Origin of the sequence: Pseudoalteromonas ruthenica (assembly GCF_008808095.1) — a bacterium.
Classification (GTDB): domain Bacteria; phylum Pseudomonadota; class Gammaproteobacteria; order Enterobacterales; family Alteromonadaceae; genus Pseudoalteromonas; species Pseudoalteromonas ruthenica.
Map to the genome: position 1 here is coordinate 1,592,249 of NZ_CP023396.1, position 15,447 is coordinate 1,607,695.

A 15,447-nucleotide genomic window follows, 5' to 3' on the forward strand; every position below is an offset into this window, starting at 1 on the left:
ATCGGCCGCAAAAGCCATCTCCCGAGTCATTGTTTTTCTTGTGTTTATCAGCAAGCTTTATTCCACTTTCAAACTATAAACCAGATATAGGGGAATATCCACGCCGGAAAGGGAATTTCACTTTACTCCGAAACAATTGATAACTAAGAAAAAAGCGGCAATTTGCCGCTTTTTTACTGTACTTACTCGCCGTTGGCCTTCATTTTACAAATATTCGGCAATGAGCGCCTCAGCAATCTGTACGCTATTGGTCGCCGCACCTTTGCGGGTGTTATCGCTGACGATCCACAAATTTAAACCGTGTGGATGAGAAATATCTTGCCGCACGCGGCCAACATAGACGCTGTCATTGCCGCTTGCATCAGTCACCGGCGTCGGAAAATCATGGTCATCATTGATAAGCTCAACGCCAGGGGCTTGATCGAGCAGCTGTTTAACGTGCTCGACATCCACCGGCATACGTGTTTCTAGGTGTACCGCTTCAGCATGACCGTAAAATACCGGCACGCGCACCGCTGTTGGGTTCACTAATACGCTGTCATCACCAAGAATTTTTTGCGTCTCCCACACCATTTTCATTTCTTCGCGGGTGTAGCCATTGTCTTCAAACTTATCAATTTGCGGAATGACGTTAAAAGCCATTTGCTTGCTAAAAACTTCATTTTCCATGGGCCGGCCATTCATTAAGTGCGCCGTTTGCTTAGCCAGCTCTTCCACCGCTTCTTTACCTGCCCCCGACACCGCTTGGTAGGTTGAGACATTAATACGATCGATGCCATAGGCGTCATAGATAGGTTTCAGTGCCACCATCATCTGAATAGTGGAGCAGTTCGGATTGGCAATGATATTACGATTGCGAAAATCTGCTAGCGCTGCGCCATTCACCTCAGGCACAACCAGTGGCACATCAAACTCATAGCGAAACTCTGAGGTATTATCGATGACGATACAACCAGCTTCGGCGGCAATGGGAGCATATTTTTGTGACACGCTGCCACCAGCCGAGAACAGACCAATATGGGCATCAGCGAAGTCGAATTGCTCGACATCCAACACCTCAATGCTCTGGCCATTAAACTCAATTTCCTCACCGGCAGAGCGACTGCTAGCCAATGGATAAAGGTTATCAACCGGAAAGTTACGCTCCGCGAGCGTTTCGATAATTTGGCGACCTACGAGCCCTGTGGCTCCTAATACCGCGACATTAAACTTTTGCGACATGCTATTTCCTCAGGCATTAAATACTGAACCCCAGTGCAGCCAGCGCACTGAGGTGAGGGTTATCACCGCGCAGCCGCAAGGTGCTGAGCTCACGGCGAACCGGATAATTCTTTCTTAGGCTATCAAAGCCCTCTGTCGCGAGTGCTTGACGCATAATGGCATCATCGCGACGAACGTCATAAATAAGGTGCACAAGCGAGCCAAGCTCCTGCAATGTCCAACTAGGGCTTAATGTGAGTTCATTTAAACTCGGCGTCGGCAGCAGCTCACTGAGGGTGGCTTCAGCGCGAATCCCCAAGTGCTGACACAACGCTTGATACAACATAAAGGTGCCTCGACCTTTACCTTCGAGAGTATGACCGCCAATATGCACCGTAGCTAAATCCACATAATTCATCAGCTCAGTAAGAATATGCGGCTCATTTTCCCACACATCTAGTACCAGATGCAGGTCATTGTCACTTTGCTGACGCGCAAGCAATGCGACGTTATCAATCACATCACCGCGACAGGCATTAATGATCACCTTGTTGCTGGCTAAAGCCGCAATGCGCTCGGCATTGAGTAAGTGCCGCGTTTGATGACTGCCTTCTTTTACCAAGGGCACATGGAAGCTAATGATGTCTGCTTGCGCTAACGCTTGCTCTAGTTCGTACCATTGGCCACTGTCACCTCGCGCAGCACGCGGCGGGTCAACCAGCAAGGTTTGTACGCCGATGGCGGCGAGCTTATCGGCTAAGCATTGGCCAATATTGCCGACCCCCACAATAGCCACCTTCTTGGTGAATAGCGAAAACTGTTGTTGCTGCGCTAACACCAGCATGGCACTTAGCACGTATTCTGCCACCGCAATGGCATTGCAACCTGGGGCATTGGTAAAAGGAATACCACGGTTTTGCAAATACCCTTGGTCGATATGATCGATACCAATGGTCGCCGTGCCAACGAAAGAGAGTTGCGTGTTGCTATCTAGCAGCTGCTCGTTCACCTGGGTCACAGAGCGCGTTAGCAGTACATCGGCATGCTGCGCTTGTGCCGCTGTGAGTGTGCGCCCATCGAAGCGCTCGACATCGCCCAGCGGTGAAAACAATGCATCCACCAAAGGCATATTTTGATCAGCTAATATCTTCATGGCAGTTATCCCAGCCCAGTTTGGAGCGCCATTCTAATCGCCCTTGGCACACAAAGCAAAAAGCCACGCATCAGCGTGGCTTTATGATTAACAAAGCAGCAAAATTAGCCTTTGTATTTACTCATCACCAATGTGGCGTTGGTACCGCCAAAGCCGAAGCTATTCGACATCACGGTATTAAGCTCCACATCGCGGCGCTCAGTGGCTATATCCAAGCCTTTTGCTTGCTCGTCCAGCTCATCAATGTTAATGGATGGCGCTACAAAGTTATTCTCTAGCATGAGCAAAGAGTAAATCGCTTCATGAACACCGGCTGCGCCGAGCGCATGACCCGTCATTGCTTTAGTGGCGCTAATAGCTGGTGATTGCTCACCAAATAGCTCTTGAATTGCACCGAGTTCTTTGACATCACCCACTGGCGTTGAGGTGCCGTGGGTATTAAGGTAGTCAACAGGCCCTTGCAGGTTTTGCATCGCTTGTTTCATACAGCGAACGGCACCCTCGCCCGATGGCGCCACCATATCGAAGCCATCGGAAGTTGCACCATAACCGGTGATTTCGGCGTAGATATGCGCGCCACGGGCCAATGCATGCTCTAGCTCTTCAACCACGACGATACCGCCGCCACCAGAGATGACAAAGCCATCTCGGTTAGCATCATAAGTACGAGACGCTTTTTCTGGCGCATCATTATACTTGGTCGACAAGGCGCCCATAGCATCAAATTCCATCGCAAGGGTCCAGTGCAGCTCTTCACCGCCACCGGCGAAAATAACATCTTGCTTACCTAGTTGAATTTGCTCTACCGCATGGCCAATACAATGCGCCGAGGTGGCACAGGCCGAACTGATAGAGTAATTCACACCTTTAATTTTAAACGGCGTGGCCAAACACGCCGAGGTGGTACTAGCCATGGTGCGCGGGACCATGTATGGGCCTACCCGCTTAACTCCTTTCTCGCGAAGAATATCGGCGGCTTCCACCTGATACTTCGATGAGCCACCACCAGAGCCAACAACCAATCCGGTGCGCTCATTAGACACTTGCTCGTCGGTGAGTTTAGCGTCAGCAATGGCCTGAGCCATTGAGATATAAGAATAGGCTGCTGCATCACCCATAAAGCGGTGGGCTTTGCGGTCAACGTGATCTTTAACATTAATATCAATGTGGCCAGAGACCTGGCTACGCAAATTGTATTCTGCAAATTCAGGGTTAAAGGCAATACCACTTTTACCCGTTTTTAGAGATTCCAGTACTTCTTCTTTATTATTACCGATGCTAGAGACAACACCGATACCCGTAATGACGGCTCTTCTCATGAGAATTTACCTTAGCTTAGATCTAAATTGCGTATAGTTTACGCGGAAACTGATTCCGAAGTGGTCATTCCAGCGTACATATGTACACTGAAATTTTCAAGCGCCCGAGATGATCTTTTAGTGACAATATACGCACCGCTGTAAAGTCGCTAAAATAGTGGGCAAAGACTTACTCAAAGAGCCAAAATGATTACCCACGCTAAAATCCATTTTAATGACTGTGGCACCCCCGTCGCCGATGATTTTGACGATGTTTACTTCTCTAATGAAGACGGCCTGGCGGAATCAGATTATGTATTTTATCAGCATAACCACATCAGTGAGCGACTACGCAGTCATCCGCGCGAGCAATTTGTCATTGCCGAAACAGGGTTTGGTACGGGTTTAAACTTTTTGAATGCATGGCAACGCTTTGCCACCCAAACAGAGAAAAAAGCCACCCGGCTGCATTTTATCTCCTTTGAAAAATTTCCTATCCAGCGTCAGGATTTAGCTCGAGCTCTAGCAGCCTGGCCGCAACTGAGCCATTACAGTGAGCAACTGGTGGCACAGTACCCCGAGGCCTTGCCTGGTTGCCATCGCCTGCACTTTGGCGAAGTTACCTTGGATTTATGGATTGGCGATGTGCTTGATAGCATCGAGCAGATGAACTTCAATCAGCATGGTCTTGTCGATGCGTGGTTTTTAGATGGCTTTGCCCCGAGTAAAAATCCTGATATGTGGCAGCAGTCTTTGTTCGATGCTATGGCACATCTTGGTCGCGAAGCCGCCAGCTTTGCCACCTTCACCGCTGCAGGCTTTGTACGCCGAGGGCTGCAGCAAGCCGGGTTCAAGGTGAATAAAGTGAAAGGCTATGGCCGCAAGCGCGAGATGATAGTGGGTGAGCTTGAACATACCACCGCGACCACCAATGTTCCGGCGCCATTTGTTCGCCATACCCGCCCCTTAGATAAGGTTGCCATTGTTGGTGGTGGCATCGCTGCGGCGACATTGGCTCATCGGTTAACGGCACGCAATATTCCTTGCACCCTCTTTTGCGCTGACGACGAACTGGCTCAAGGTGCGTCACACAACAAACAAGGCGCAGTGTATCCGCACTTGCAAGCAGATGTATCGCCCTCCAGTGAGCTCTTCGCGCACAGCTTTTTATATGCCAAGCGCTTGTACGAGCAACTGGCAAACGATGTTGATTTTGCCCACCAATGGTGTGGCGTGCTGCTACAAGGCGTTAAAGAGGAAGGACAAAAACGCCATGCCAACTTGCTCAGTAAGAACAATTGGCCGCAGTGGTTGATACAGGGTGTAGATGCGAAGCAAGCCAGCGATATTGCCGGCATTGATACTCCCTATGGTGGTTTATTCATCCCTGATGCGGGCTGGGTTAGCCCCGTGGAACTGGTGCAGGCATTGGTCACTCAAGCCAAGCGGCAGGCGCAGCTCGACATCCATTTTGCCACTCAGGTTACGGCTGTTAATCGCGTGGGTGAGCGGTGGCAGTTGCTATGCAAAAACCAGGGCTATGACGGTTTTAGCGATGTATTTATTTGTATGGGGGAGCACTCCACTGAGCTGTTGCCAGAGAACGAGTTGGCGCTACAAAGTGTGCGCGGTCAAGTGTCACACCTGAGCGCCAGCGATAACTCGCGCAAGCTCAACACTGTGCTTTGCCACAAAGGGTATTTTACACCGGCTCACGATGGCAGCCATTGTATGGGCGCAACCTTTGAAAAAGACACCCAAGCGCGAGATATTCGCGATGCTGATGATCGTACTAATTGGCAACAATTTGCCGGATTTTATGGTGATTGCGACTGGACTCAAGAGTTGCAGGATATTAACGGTGCCAAAGCCGCTATTCGCGCGACCCTCGCAGATCATTTGCCTATTATTGGGCAATATGCGCAACAAGACGATTATATAGCGGCCTTCCCTTTGCTACCTAAAGGACAGTGGCAAGGCCAGCAACCACTGCGTCATCAAAACCCTGGTTTACACTTGTTTACTGGCTTAGGGGCACGAGGCTTATGCACGGCTCCCCTGTGCGCCGAGAGCTTAGTTGCCAGCCTATGTGACGAGCCGTTACCGATTTCAAATCGTGTCGATCAAGCCCTGCACCCTGCCCGTTTTATTATTCGCGACCTAAAGCGCGGACAAATAAAGTGATTTTTGGTTAAATATAGGTTAAATTTTATAATATAAAGATGTGTTTATAATCGGAGTGAAACCATGAATAACGCTTTTCGCCGACTAGCTACCACCCTTGCAGGAAGTGTTTTGGTAGCGGCGAGCAACCTAGCCTATGCGGACTTGTCTTTGCTACCTTTGCCAGAAGATTTTACCACCCGCATGACCGTGGAAAAGAAATACCCCATGGTGCTTGATGGTTTCACTCGACTTACTGACAACGAAGTCACTGATTTTTATCAGAGTAAGCTGGGTGAGCCGTTGAATATTACCAGTGATATTGGCCGCTTTACCTTGTTTTATGATGTAAACGGCCATCCTGTACGCATTAGTGTGTATCAACGTGATGAGTGGACAGAAATCAGTGCCATGGTCAGCGCCGCTAACGAATAAGCTACGCTGATGAGCCTTATGGCTTAGCTATTTGAATCACTACGCGACGGTTTTTGCCGCGACCAATCACCGTCTCGTTTGGAGCTACATGGCGCTTCTCGCCAAACCCCGTTGTCACCAACTTACCTTCATCTACACCTAACTCTTTAATATACTCGGCAATCGCCGCCGCACGGCGTTTAGAAAGTTCGAGGTTATTCCAACGTCCACCATAGCTATCGGTATAGGCCGAGATCATCACCGATTCTATTTCTTTGTCATGCTTGAGGTACTCACCTATCTGTGCGAGGCGCTTTTTCGATGATTTGGTCAACTCGCTGGAGTTTTTCTTGTAGTTCATCACCGTAAACGCGATATCTTCAAAACTAAAAGGCAATAATCCGTCACGACATTGTAAAAACGCCCAATACGCTTGCTTAAAATTAACCGACGATAAGCCTACCGAAACCTGATCACGGGCGTTACGCCAGTCTTGGTAGTAAAAAGTGGGGTGATTGCCCTTTTCTAGCTCTGAGAGCATCTCCCAAGCCGTACTGTCACCGAGCTCGCCATCGAATTGCCGCAGTAGCTCCATTGACGCTAACGCTTTCGCATGGGTGCCTGGGCGCCAGCTTGGCGGCACCGCTTCCAATGCGGCTAAGTCATAATTATTGGGGCGAACAACCATGTCCAAATTAAAGTTTAAGGCTTTATTTTTGCTAGCATGAGCGCGGAATATGGCTTCGCCATAATAGGGAACTTCATGATTAAGTTGGCACTGTAAACGCGAGTTTTCTACCAAGGTCCAATGCGAGGACTGTGCTGAAGCCTCATAGCTGCGCATCGCCGCCTGCGCCTGAGCGCTTAACAACACACTCAATGCAATTAATGAAAACCTAATCATGATGTGAACATACCTCGTCGAACCATTGACGCTTTTACCGTGTACGAAACGCAATGCAATACTTGTACCACAGAAAACGAACTTGATGGCACTATGGCGTGATTAATTTTACCTTAGCCCCTGTTGGCATGGCGCAGTTTTTGCCATAATAGCCGGCCTTTATTGGCTTTGGGCAGTATTATGGCAGACACAGAACCAACACGCTTTGCACAGCGCTTTCGCGGCTTCTTTCCTGTAGTTATCGACGTGGAAACCGCTGGCTTTAATAAAAATACCGACGCATTGCTTGAAATTGCTGTCACCACATTAAAAATGGATGAGCAAGGCTACTTGCACCTAGACCAAACGCAACATTTTCATGTTGACCCTTTTGAAGGGGCAAACATCGAGCAATCGGCTATTGAGTTTAATGGTATCGACCCTTTCTCGCCATTGCGTGGCGCCGTGGATGAAAGCGAAGCAATGAAAAGTATCTGTAAATTTGTACGCAAAGCGCAAAAAGATGCTGGTTGCCAACGCTCCGTGGTGGTTGCTCATAATGCCGCCTTTGATCATGGCTTTTTAAATGCCGCCATTGAGCGCTGTAAAATTAAACGCACGCCATTTCACCCCTTTGTAAGCTTTGACACCACGTCGCTGGCCGGATTAGCGTTAGGACAAACGGTACTGGCGAAAGCGTGTCGCACTGCGGGAATCGAGTTTGATAATGCCCAGGCACACAGCGCCTTGTATGATACAGAGCGCACCGCTGAGCTGTTCTGCTTTATCGTTAACAAATGGCAAAGCTTGGGAGGCTGGCCGCTCGCTAGTACCGAGACTAGCGAAGAGCCTACACCGCCGGCAAATACCGAAGGCGTCTAAGGCCGCATGTGCCTTAAAGTGGAAATTGTTGAGTGATTTTGCCTTCACTCAATAGCGCCGAATGCGGCGGATAGATACGCGATATCTGCGTTGTATCATGGGCAATTTTCAGCTCCACTCCAGGGTGCATTAAGTCATTTACCCGCACACGGCTCGTGCCCAACAACATATTAATGCGCTGTTGCACGAGTCGCTTTTTCTTCTCTAACCCTTGCTTGATGGCCACCCACTGAGCTTCATGCTTATCCAAATGTGCGCACTGACGTTTGCGTTTGTCATTATCCGCCTCTTTTAAGGCCTTTTTACGAAGCACCTGTAAGGCAGCAAACTTCTCGTTAATGCGTTTTTGCTGTTCAGCCAAGGTTTTACGCTTTTGTTTTAGTTCATAGTAATACTGACCCAGATACACTTTAGTGCGTGTACCCGATGGCGCGCCCAACTCGCCAGTCTCTATGCGCAAAGCATTGCTGACAAAACCACCAATCAACTTGCCTCGGGGGGTTTTGCCCCGGCCAACACGAATTAAGCGCCGAGCGCTTAGCTCACAGTGCAGTGCTTGGCGGTCGATAAAGATATCTTGCTGCGATTGAATATCACTGTATTGAGCATAGCCAATAGAGACACTGCGTTTGGCTTGAATGCGGCAACTACAGGGCTCAGACTCGTCTCGTTTGCGTCCGATCACGCCCTTAACGACGGTGATCTCATTGTCGCTTTGTAGCGTTGCCGATTCGACAAAGCCCAAGACGGTGATATCACCAGTGGCGACAATTTGCATCGCATCTTTTACATCGCCGCTGACAATCACACTGCCCTCGAAGCGAATATGCCCCGTTGTTGCATCAACAAAGTCGTAGCACAGCACGTCGTCCACTCGCACACCCCGAGCAAGTGCAACCGGCACCCCGACAGCGTCGGCCACCAAGAGGTTCTCATTGTCACTATCTAGACGCGTGCCTTCCATGACCTCAAGCGGAAACTGTCGACCAGGTTTAGGCGCAAGTTGCTCACCAAATAAATTGTACCCAGGCTCCCCTGCCGTTGCTGGCACTCTTTGCATTAACGGGCTACCCGGCTTCACAGTAATAATATCGCCAAGGTCGCGCATATCCACCTTGCCATTTTCAGCTTCTTTCGGACATAAAACGCGATCTTGAGCAGTGGCGCATAGACGAATAAAACGTGCATCTTCACCACTTTTGGCTTTACGCCCAACAGCAACAATTGCCGTGGCACGCCCCCCCTGGTGGCAGCTCAAACTGCTTTGCTAGCAACAACTCAAGCGCTTTACGACTAATACCTTTTTTAATTCCAGCTTCACGAAGTTGGCGCACAGCGTTGTCTAAATCTAAAATTTCACCACCACGAGCGCAGATGAGCTCGCCCTCTGCCATCATCAGTGGTTCATCGATATTAACATTCAGACGAGCATTAACTGCCCGCGCTACAACACGTGACTGACTAGACTTAGACGGATTAAATAATGCCGCGATATTGGCATCAAGGATTTCGCAGTCGGCGTAAGGCGATTGCGCCAGTAATTCCATAAGCTGAGTAGCGCTGGCAGGTACTGAGCCATTCATGGGGTGATCAATTAAGCTCACCTCGCCACTGAGCTTATCAAAGGCAAATAGGGACACGTTATTTTACTTCCAAGAAGCGCCCAACAAGTGAGCACGATTTTATTATTAGTGTTTTTGCATCGAGCGCTATTTGACCATACTCATACTTAATTGTTAAGTAATTGTTCATACTCTTTTCGCAGTTGTTATAGCAAATGCGTTGATTTTGCACAGGGAATAGGCAAACACGCCTGATTTATAAGAAATTCAGTTGCTTTCGCTTGTAGTAGGGTCATGCTCTCAGTTATACTTGTGGATACTGAAACGTATTTCAGGGGCTGATTAGGATTCGACGGGATTCAAGACGCCTGAGGTGCATGTCGAGGTGCGGTTGGCCTCGTAAAAAAGCCGCATTTTAAAGTAATCGCAAACGACGATAACTACGCTCTAGCGGCATAATAGCCCGCTAGCACTTCTCCGGTGTATGTCTGTGGACCCGGTTCTGAAGTGTCACCCTACACAGACTCGCTACGGAAACCCTGGCCGGGGTTGAAGGGTTAAAACTAAGCGGCCTCGCCTTTGTTTATCGTGTGCGTCCGAGACTCAAAGGTTAACCAAAAGACGACACTAAACATGTAGGACCGATGGTCGAGGTTTTCCGGACGGGGGTTCAAATCCCCCCAGCTCCACCAATAATAACCCTGCGCTGTAAGGCGCGGGGTTTTTTATTGCCTAATACAAATCTCTTTGGAAAGAAAAGCTACTATTTAAAAGGACTTTCATGAACATACTTGCTCCTATACTAATAAGTTCAACACTAGCAGGCTTTGCTAGCCAAGCCATAGCCGTTGACAAGCAAGTACAAGCAAGCTTCGACACCACATCGGTGACTGAAGTTATCGCTAACCCACAGAAGTTTTCACGAAAACGTATTAGCTTAAAAGGCTTTTATTCACAGATAGGTCAGCCCTATTTATTCCTATCTCCTGCGCACGAAAGGATAAACGACACCGAGTCAGCCATCTCAGTGTTACTGGTAGAGCCGACGAATAACATCAATTTCATGGATAATTGCAGTGGCAATTGGCTAGAAGTAACAGGCACTTTAATCCCTACTGTACAGGACGTTACTTATCGACTCTCTTATCGTCTAGCAATTGATAAGGCTACCCGATTACCCGACTACGTTGATTGCTTTAGTGACACTAATGAAAATGAATGAAGTGCCGGCACCAACATTTTACTTTGGCTGTTCATTAAACTTCTTGGGATAAATAGATAGGCTCAATTAGTAAATCTAACGAGTACGCATATAGCGCCACCGGAAAAGGATAGCAATACGCGGGCTATAATGCGGCACGAAGTGGCACATGAGCCCATGTGTTCCCGACCCGCTTGCTCACCTTATTACAGCCGTATTATTTACTAATTTTAAGCAAACCCTTTGATATTTTGCGTTTTCCAACGTCAGGATAAAGAGCTTTTAGTTTTTCAGTATCTCTCTCGTATTTATCGCCAATCTTGACCGCTATACGAAAACAACCATCCACTTCAATCTCTCCCAGGTACTTAACTTCTCCCAGCTCTATTTTAAATGGGGTTAAAAGTTGCTCATACTCGACATTCGGTATTGGGTGCCCTTGATCAAACAAGAGTTTATACGTACCAGCTGGCAAAGAAACTATTTGAAAAAGCCCCCTAGTTTCTGGAAAGTCCTTTTCGACGAATTGATTTGTAACAAAAAACTGATACTTTGGGAAATTAACTGCTTTATCATCCTTTTCATTCTTTAGAGAAAGGTAAATGCCGTGAGCAATACACTTTTCCAAAGATGCAGTAGAAAAATATGCGATTCCCCCATGAGTAAGTTCAAGTTCCGATAATTTAGGCTTTATATGTGGATTCACACAACCCGCAAGCCCAAATAAGCTTGCTATTAAAACCAGTTGAAATACTCTCATAATTTCCCTGTGGCCCGACCATATTTATATGTGAGTTAATAACGCGCTTTATTCTAGTTTGCTTTTTACCAGAGCCAGTAACTAATTGCTAGAATTGAGAATATATAGACTAAAGCGAATGACTGGAGCGTATATGTAAGCAAAGTTCTTGAGCAGGGTAGAGAGCAAAAATAGATGAGCATCAGCTTTTCACCCATAGTCATGTATTTTACGCGGCTTTAAACTTTCCAATTCAACTATAAAACAGGTATGAGCTAGTACAACTTATTACTATAAGAAAAGCGCTCATTCTTTTAGCGCTAGACGGCGCTGCAGCTGAGTAAGCGCTGCATCTAAGCTTTTCATGGTCAAAGGTTTTTCCAGCAGTACCTCAAAACCCGCGTCTTTTGCGCGCTGCTTGGTTACACTGCACAGCTGCTTGACCATTAATATCAAGGGCGTTTGCTGATTAGTGCCTTGGTTATGCTGAATTTGATATGCGATGTTTATACCATCAGAGTCATCAAGGTTAATGTCCAGCACGATTAAATCAAATGCGTGTTGTTGTAATAGTTTCAGTGCCTCGCGGCCATTAAGTACTTCAACCACCTGACACTGATAATGCGCTAAGCAGCGGGCGCTTAATTGCAACGACACCTCTTCGTGATCCACCAGTAAAACATTATTAACTTGCGCATCTTTGACACAGGGCTGCACCCGCTCGATTGTGGCTTTCGACGTATCAACAGTGTCACCGCTTTGCTGACTGCGGCTAAGCAAGCACTGCTCCAGAAGATCTAAAGCTTGCTGTTGTAAATGGAGCAGCATAGGTCGTAACTCATCGGAGCATAGCCGCGAAAGCAATGCCTTTACCTCTTTAACATCAACCTGTTCACCGTCATAACCCAAGTGCTGGGACTGGTCCATAATGTGCGCTTGTAATTCATTTATAGAGTGAGTAAATGCCTCTTTCAGCGCTTTTCTATGTCGCAGCCCTTCAAGCATTTGCTGCTCTACTTTAGCGCTCAGGTGAAGCTGCTGAAAATGGGCCTTTTTAGCTTGCTTCGACGCTGCCACCACACCCAATTGGCGCATTAAGGTGGTTGCAACTAATATCGGCCGATGTACCTCGTAGAGCGGGCGCACCACCACGTAGTCATCAATAGCGTCGATGGCAAACGCGTGATAGGCGTCCGCTTCGTCTTTACGAGCAATAAGGTAGGCAACCTTAAAGGTGGGCGGCGTGCGCTGCATTGGCTCTAAATGGGTGTAATAAAATTGCAGCGCGTCGGCAAAATGCTCAAAAGACATAAACACAACTACAGCGGGAGATTGGCTCACAGCAGTCAGTAGTTGCTGCTTATCACTAGTAACCAAAATATGGTCAAAGTGTCTGCTAAGCACATCAATCGCATGCTGATCGATGTCTTTATCTGGGGTGTAAAGAATCACCGTGTAGTGCTGATGATTCTTTAAGTTGTCATACATAGCTCACCACTCCCAAGGCCCGCACAAACGTTGCCACAAGTATAGTAGAGACACTCTCAACTGCCTTTTTTAGCTCGCTGAGCTTGTATTAACAGCAGCTCTGCCTTAGCACCTAGATAAACATACACGCCTAGCCCTATCAGCAACCCCATCACACTCAACATCATCAGCAGCGCGGCGGTGGTGTACTCTGTCTGCCCCAAAGAAGCCTTGAACATGGTCAATAACGCTTCAATGGAGATGGCAATAAGGATAGTGGAAATAAATCGCGTAATTGTTCGTCGCGTAGAACTGTGACGGAAGATATCTTTATGCATTAAAATTTCTTCCTCGAGGATGGTTTTACCTAAGTCAAATACGGATAACGCTAAGGTAATAAAGATAATAATGCCAAAAGGCTGCAGCGGGTCGCTATCACCATTTAGGCTCAGTAATAAGTGCCAAATTTCCATGCTAACGGTGTACATAAGCACTAATACCAGTGTAAATAAGCTCATAACAATGACACTGTAGCCGGCTTTAAATACGCCACTAAAACGGCTTCGAGAACGGTCCCCCATCACATACTCCACCAGCTGAGCGAGGTGAATATCAACCACGACATAGCCTTTATTATCGCTACCTTGTTGGCAAGGGGCCATCACCGACACACATAGGTTGCCGGTGGCTAAAGAGATGTATGGTTCGCTGAGAGTAAATTGGCCCTGCTGCTGCGCCGTGAAGTAAGGCCGAGAGGCTCGACTACACCCCTGCCCGTGCAGGGTATTCCCTTTGTTATCGATATTGGCTCTCAGTTGCACCGCGTTGCTATCAAGTAAATAACACAGCTCAGCAAAATGGTAATGTTGGCATAGCTTTGCAAAAGCAAGGTGTGGCTGGTTTTGCCACTGCGGGTGGGCTTGCAAAGACTGAATAAGTGCATCGAGTAAGGGTGTGATGACGCTATGATGCTCTTGATAGCGTTCAATCACGCTCAGGTAACTAATGCCCATGTCGGTGCTCCTCAACCCCTTGCTTGGCAAAGACCGCCGCAGAATTAGTGCCAACTCTATTTTTCTTTTCGTCTTCAGTACCTTAAATTTTTATTCGCATAATCCGGTGCAGTCATTGCGCCATCAGTGCACAGCGCTGCTTCGAAGTGGTGCACGGTCGCAACTGCTCAGATAAAAGTAGCAAATTCATGCTCTATTTATATTTTTACCGCTATACTGAGCCCAGGTTTTGTCAAAGAGGAAGACACAATGAAGCAATTATTAGCTGTTATTACCGTTCTAGCCAGTGCCTTGGTACTGAGTGCTTGTGAAGATGCTAATGAAGCAAAAGAGCAAGCGAAAGACAGTGCGGTCGAAGCAAAAGAAGAGATCAGCCAAGCATGGGACTCTGCTGTTGCAGATGCTAAAGATCTTAGCGCGCAATTGCACGATGAGTCTTTCGGTGAGCAACTTGATGAGCTTGTTAACGAAACACAAGCACTTGTTGCCGTAGCCAGTGAAGAAGGTAAAACACATTTAGATAATTTAGTTGCCGATTCTAAAGATCTAGCCCAGCAAGCTTGGGAAGAGTCAAAAGAAGGTGCCGGTGAATTATCAGAAGAAACAAAAGAAAAGATTGAAGAGCTGAAAGAAAAAATTCGCGCTAAACGCGAAGAGTTAGAAGCGAATCAATAACAGCCACAGTTCAACATTGTGATGCACCAAAACCCAGCCTAGCGCTGGGTTTTTTATTGTTTGCTGTGTTAGCACCACAGAGTACATCCATTTACTTCGCTAAATCATTAAGTTAGGATTTTGCATACAATTTTTTGCTCACTACAACAGGGATAATGTTATGAATAAGCTCCTGTGTGCCTTGCTTGGTGCTACCTGCCTGAATGCCCATGCCGACAATCGTCCTTTTGAACACCCAATGGACTTTTATCTTGGTAGCGATTATCAATTAATGGATTTAAAGACTGTCGGCACGCCCGGACAAGCAGATTTTAGCCACGTTAATTTGCGCGGTGGTGTATTTATCTTTGAACAAATTGCTTTGGAGGCACAGCTGGGTGTCTACGACAATGATGACATGGTTGAGGGGACCACTTATGAGTTAAGCGCTAACCGCGCATTGTTTGTGCGTTTACTCACCCCTCGCCATCGTGGTTTTGCCTTTGATTTAGGATTAGGCTATGCCCACACCGAAGTAGATTTAACTAATCAAGCACTTAACCAAAGTATCTCTGACGATGGCTTTGCCTATTCTGCACGCATTGACTACGCCGTGAACCCTAACTGGCATGTTGCGCTTGATTACACATCACGTGATTTAGGTAACGAAGTTGAGCTCGACAGCTACGGTTTAGGCGTGAGTTATCACTTTTAACCCCTTGTATAAAGGCCGCACTATCATGCCATGGGCGCTGCGTTCCTAGCATAGCCTGTTGGCGAAATTTAGGTTACATCTTGTTACCCACTTTAGATACAAT

13 protein-coding genes, 1 other RNA gene and 1 pseudogene are annotated in these 15,447 nt (G+C 47.4%); 7 read left to right on the forward strand and 8 right to left on the reverse strand.

All coding sequences use genetic code 11. The features are described 5' to 3' along the window. Positions 1 to 204 precede the first annotated feature (204 nt). The 3 genes from PRUTH_RS07540 to fabB form a co-directional block, all read right to left on the reverse strand. On the reverse strand, positions 205 to 1,221 hold the full coding sequence (locus PRUTH_RS07540) for an aspartate-semialdehyde dehydrogenase (protein WP_130147230.1): 1,017 nt from the start codon (positions 1,219 to 1,221) through the stop codon (positions 205 to 207). Between the two features lie 16 nt (positions 1,222 to 1,237). Then, the gene (locus tag PRUTH_RS07545; protein ID WP_151172968.1) at positions 1,238 to 2,353 is read right to left on the reverse strand and encodes a 4-phosphoerythronate dehydrogenase; all 1,116 of its coding nucleotides are present in this window, start codon (positions 2,351 to 2,353) and stop codon (positions 1,238 to 1,240) included. A gap of 104 nt (positions 2,354 to 2,457) precedes the next feature. Beyond that, entirely contained in the window at positions 2,458 to 3,672 is a 1,215-nt protein-coding gene (gene fabB / locus PRUTH_RS07550) for a beta-ketoacyl-ACP synthase I (protein WP_022945657.1), read from the reverse strand. Positions 3,673 to 3,858: 186 nt separating this feature from the next. Here fabB and mnmC point away from each other — a divergent pair, with 186 nt between their 5' ends. Together mnmC and PRUTH_RS07560 are read left to right on the forward strand one after the other, a co-directional pair. Further along, entirely contained in the window at positions 3,859 to 5,835 is a 1,977-nt protein-coding gene (gene mnmC / locus PRUTH_RS07555; protein ID WP_151172969.1) for a bifunctional tRNA (5-methylaminomethyl-2-thiouridine)(34)-methyltransferase MnmC2/FAD-dependent 5-carboxymethylaminomethyl-2-thiouridine(34) oxidoreductase MnmC1, read from the forward strand. A gap of 63 nt (positions 5,836 to 5,898) precedes the next feature. Next, positions 5,899 to 6,249, forward strand: a complete 351-nt coding sequence (locus PRUTH_RS07560; RefSeq protein WP_138547863.1) for a hypothetical protein — start codon at positions 5,899 to 5,901, stop codon at positions 6,247 to 6,249. A gap of 16 nt (positions 6,250 to 6,265) precedes the next feature. On the opposite strand, the gene PRUTH_RS07565 is transcribed toward PRUTH_RS07560, so the two are convergent. Beyond that, the gene (locus PRUTH_RS07565; protein ID WP_045978129.1) at positions 6,266 to 7,132 is read right to left on the reverse strand and encodes a flagellar protein MotY; all 867 of its coding nucleotides are present in this window, start codon (positions 7,130 to 7,132) and stop codon (positions 6,266 to 6,268) included. A 180-nt stretch (positions 7,133 to 7,312) separates the two neighbouring features. Here PRUTH_RS07565 and rnt point away from each other — a divergent pair, with 180 nt between their 5' ends. Further along, complete coding sequence (gene rnt / locus PRUTH_RS07570) at positions 7,313 to 7,993, forward strand: ribonuclease T (protein ID WP_026111206.1); 681 nt, start codon at positions 7,313 to 7,315, stop codon at positions 7,991 to 7,993. A 13-nt stretch (positions 7,994 to 8,006) separates the two neighbouring features. On the opposite strand, the pseudogene PRUTH_RS07575 reads toward rnt, so the two are convergent. Further along, positions 8,007 to 9,633: pseudogene (locus PRUTH_RS07575) on the reverse strand (flagellar assembly protein A). Between the two features lie 256 nt (positions 9,634 to 9,889). Here PRUTH_RS07575 and ssrA point away from each other — a divergent pair. Both ssrA and PRUTH_RS07585 read left to right on the forward strand, forming a co-directional pair. After that, positions 9,890 to 10,247, forward strand: a transfer-messenger RNA (tmRNA) gene (gene ssrA, locus PRUTH_RS07580). Positions 10,248 to 10,336: 89 nt separating this feature from the next. Next, the gene (locus PRUTH_RS07585; RefSeq protein ID WP_151172970.1) at positions 10,337 to 10,777 is read left to right on the forward strand and encodes a hypothetical protein; all 441 of its coding nucleotides are present in this window, start codon (positions 10,337 to 10,339) and stop codon (positions 10,775 to 10,777) included. A gap of 196 nt (positions 10,778 to 10,973) precedes the next feature. Here the strand turns inward: PRUTH_RS07585 and PRUTH_RS07590 are convergent, their stop codons facing one another. The 3 genes from PRUTH_RS07590 to PRUTH_RS07600 all read right to left on the reverse strand — a co-directional run bounded on the left by PRUTH_RS07590 (position 10,974) and on the right by PRUTH_RS07600 (position 13,975). After that, positions 10,974 to 11,516, reverse strand: a complete 543-nt coding sequence (locus tag PRUTH_RS07590; RefSeq protein WP_151172971.1) for a hypothetical protein — start codon at positions 11,514 to 11,516, stop codon at positions 10,974 to 10,976. Positions 11,517 to 11,801: 285 nt separating this feature from the next. Further along, a complete protein-coding gene (locus PRUTH_RS07595) occupies positions 11,802 to 12,983 on the reverse strand; it encodes a response regulator (RefSeq protein ID WP_151172972.1) in 1,182 nt (393 codons plus the stop codon). A gap of 56 nt (positions 12,984 to 13,039) precedes the next feature. Next, positions 13,040 to 13,975, reverse strand: a complete 936-nt coding sequence (locus PRUTH_RS07600) for a PDC sensor domain-containing protein (RefSeq protein WP_151172973.1) — start codon at positions 13,973 to 13,975, stop codon at positions 13,040 to 13,042. A gap of 249 nt (positions 13,976 to 14,224) precedes the next feature. Between PRUTH_RS07600 and PRUTH_RS07605 the strand changes: the two genes are divergently transcribed. Both PRUTH_RS07605 and PRUTH_RS07610 read left to right on the forward strand, forming a co-directional pair. Continuing rightward, a complete protein-coding gene (locus PRUTH_RS07605; RefSeq protein WP_022945666.1) occupies positions 14,225 to 14,650 on the forward strand; it encodes a hypothetical protein in 426 nt (141 codons plus the stop codon). A gap of 160 nt (positions 14,651 to 14,810) precedes the next feature. Continuing rightward, positions 14,811 to 15,344, forward strand: a complete 534-nt coding sequence (locus tag PRUTH_RS07610; protein ID WP_151172974.1) for a porin family protein — start codon at positions 14,811 to 14,813, stop codon at positions 15,342 to 15,344. Positions 15,345 to 15,447 lie beyond the last annotated feature (103 nt).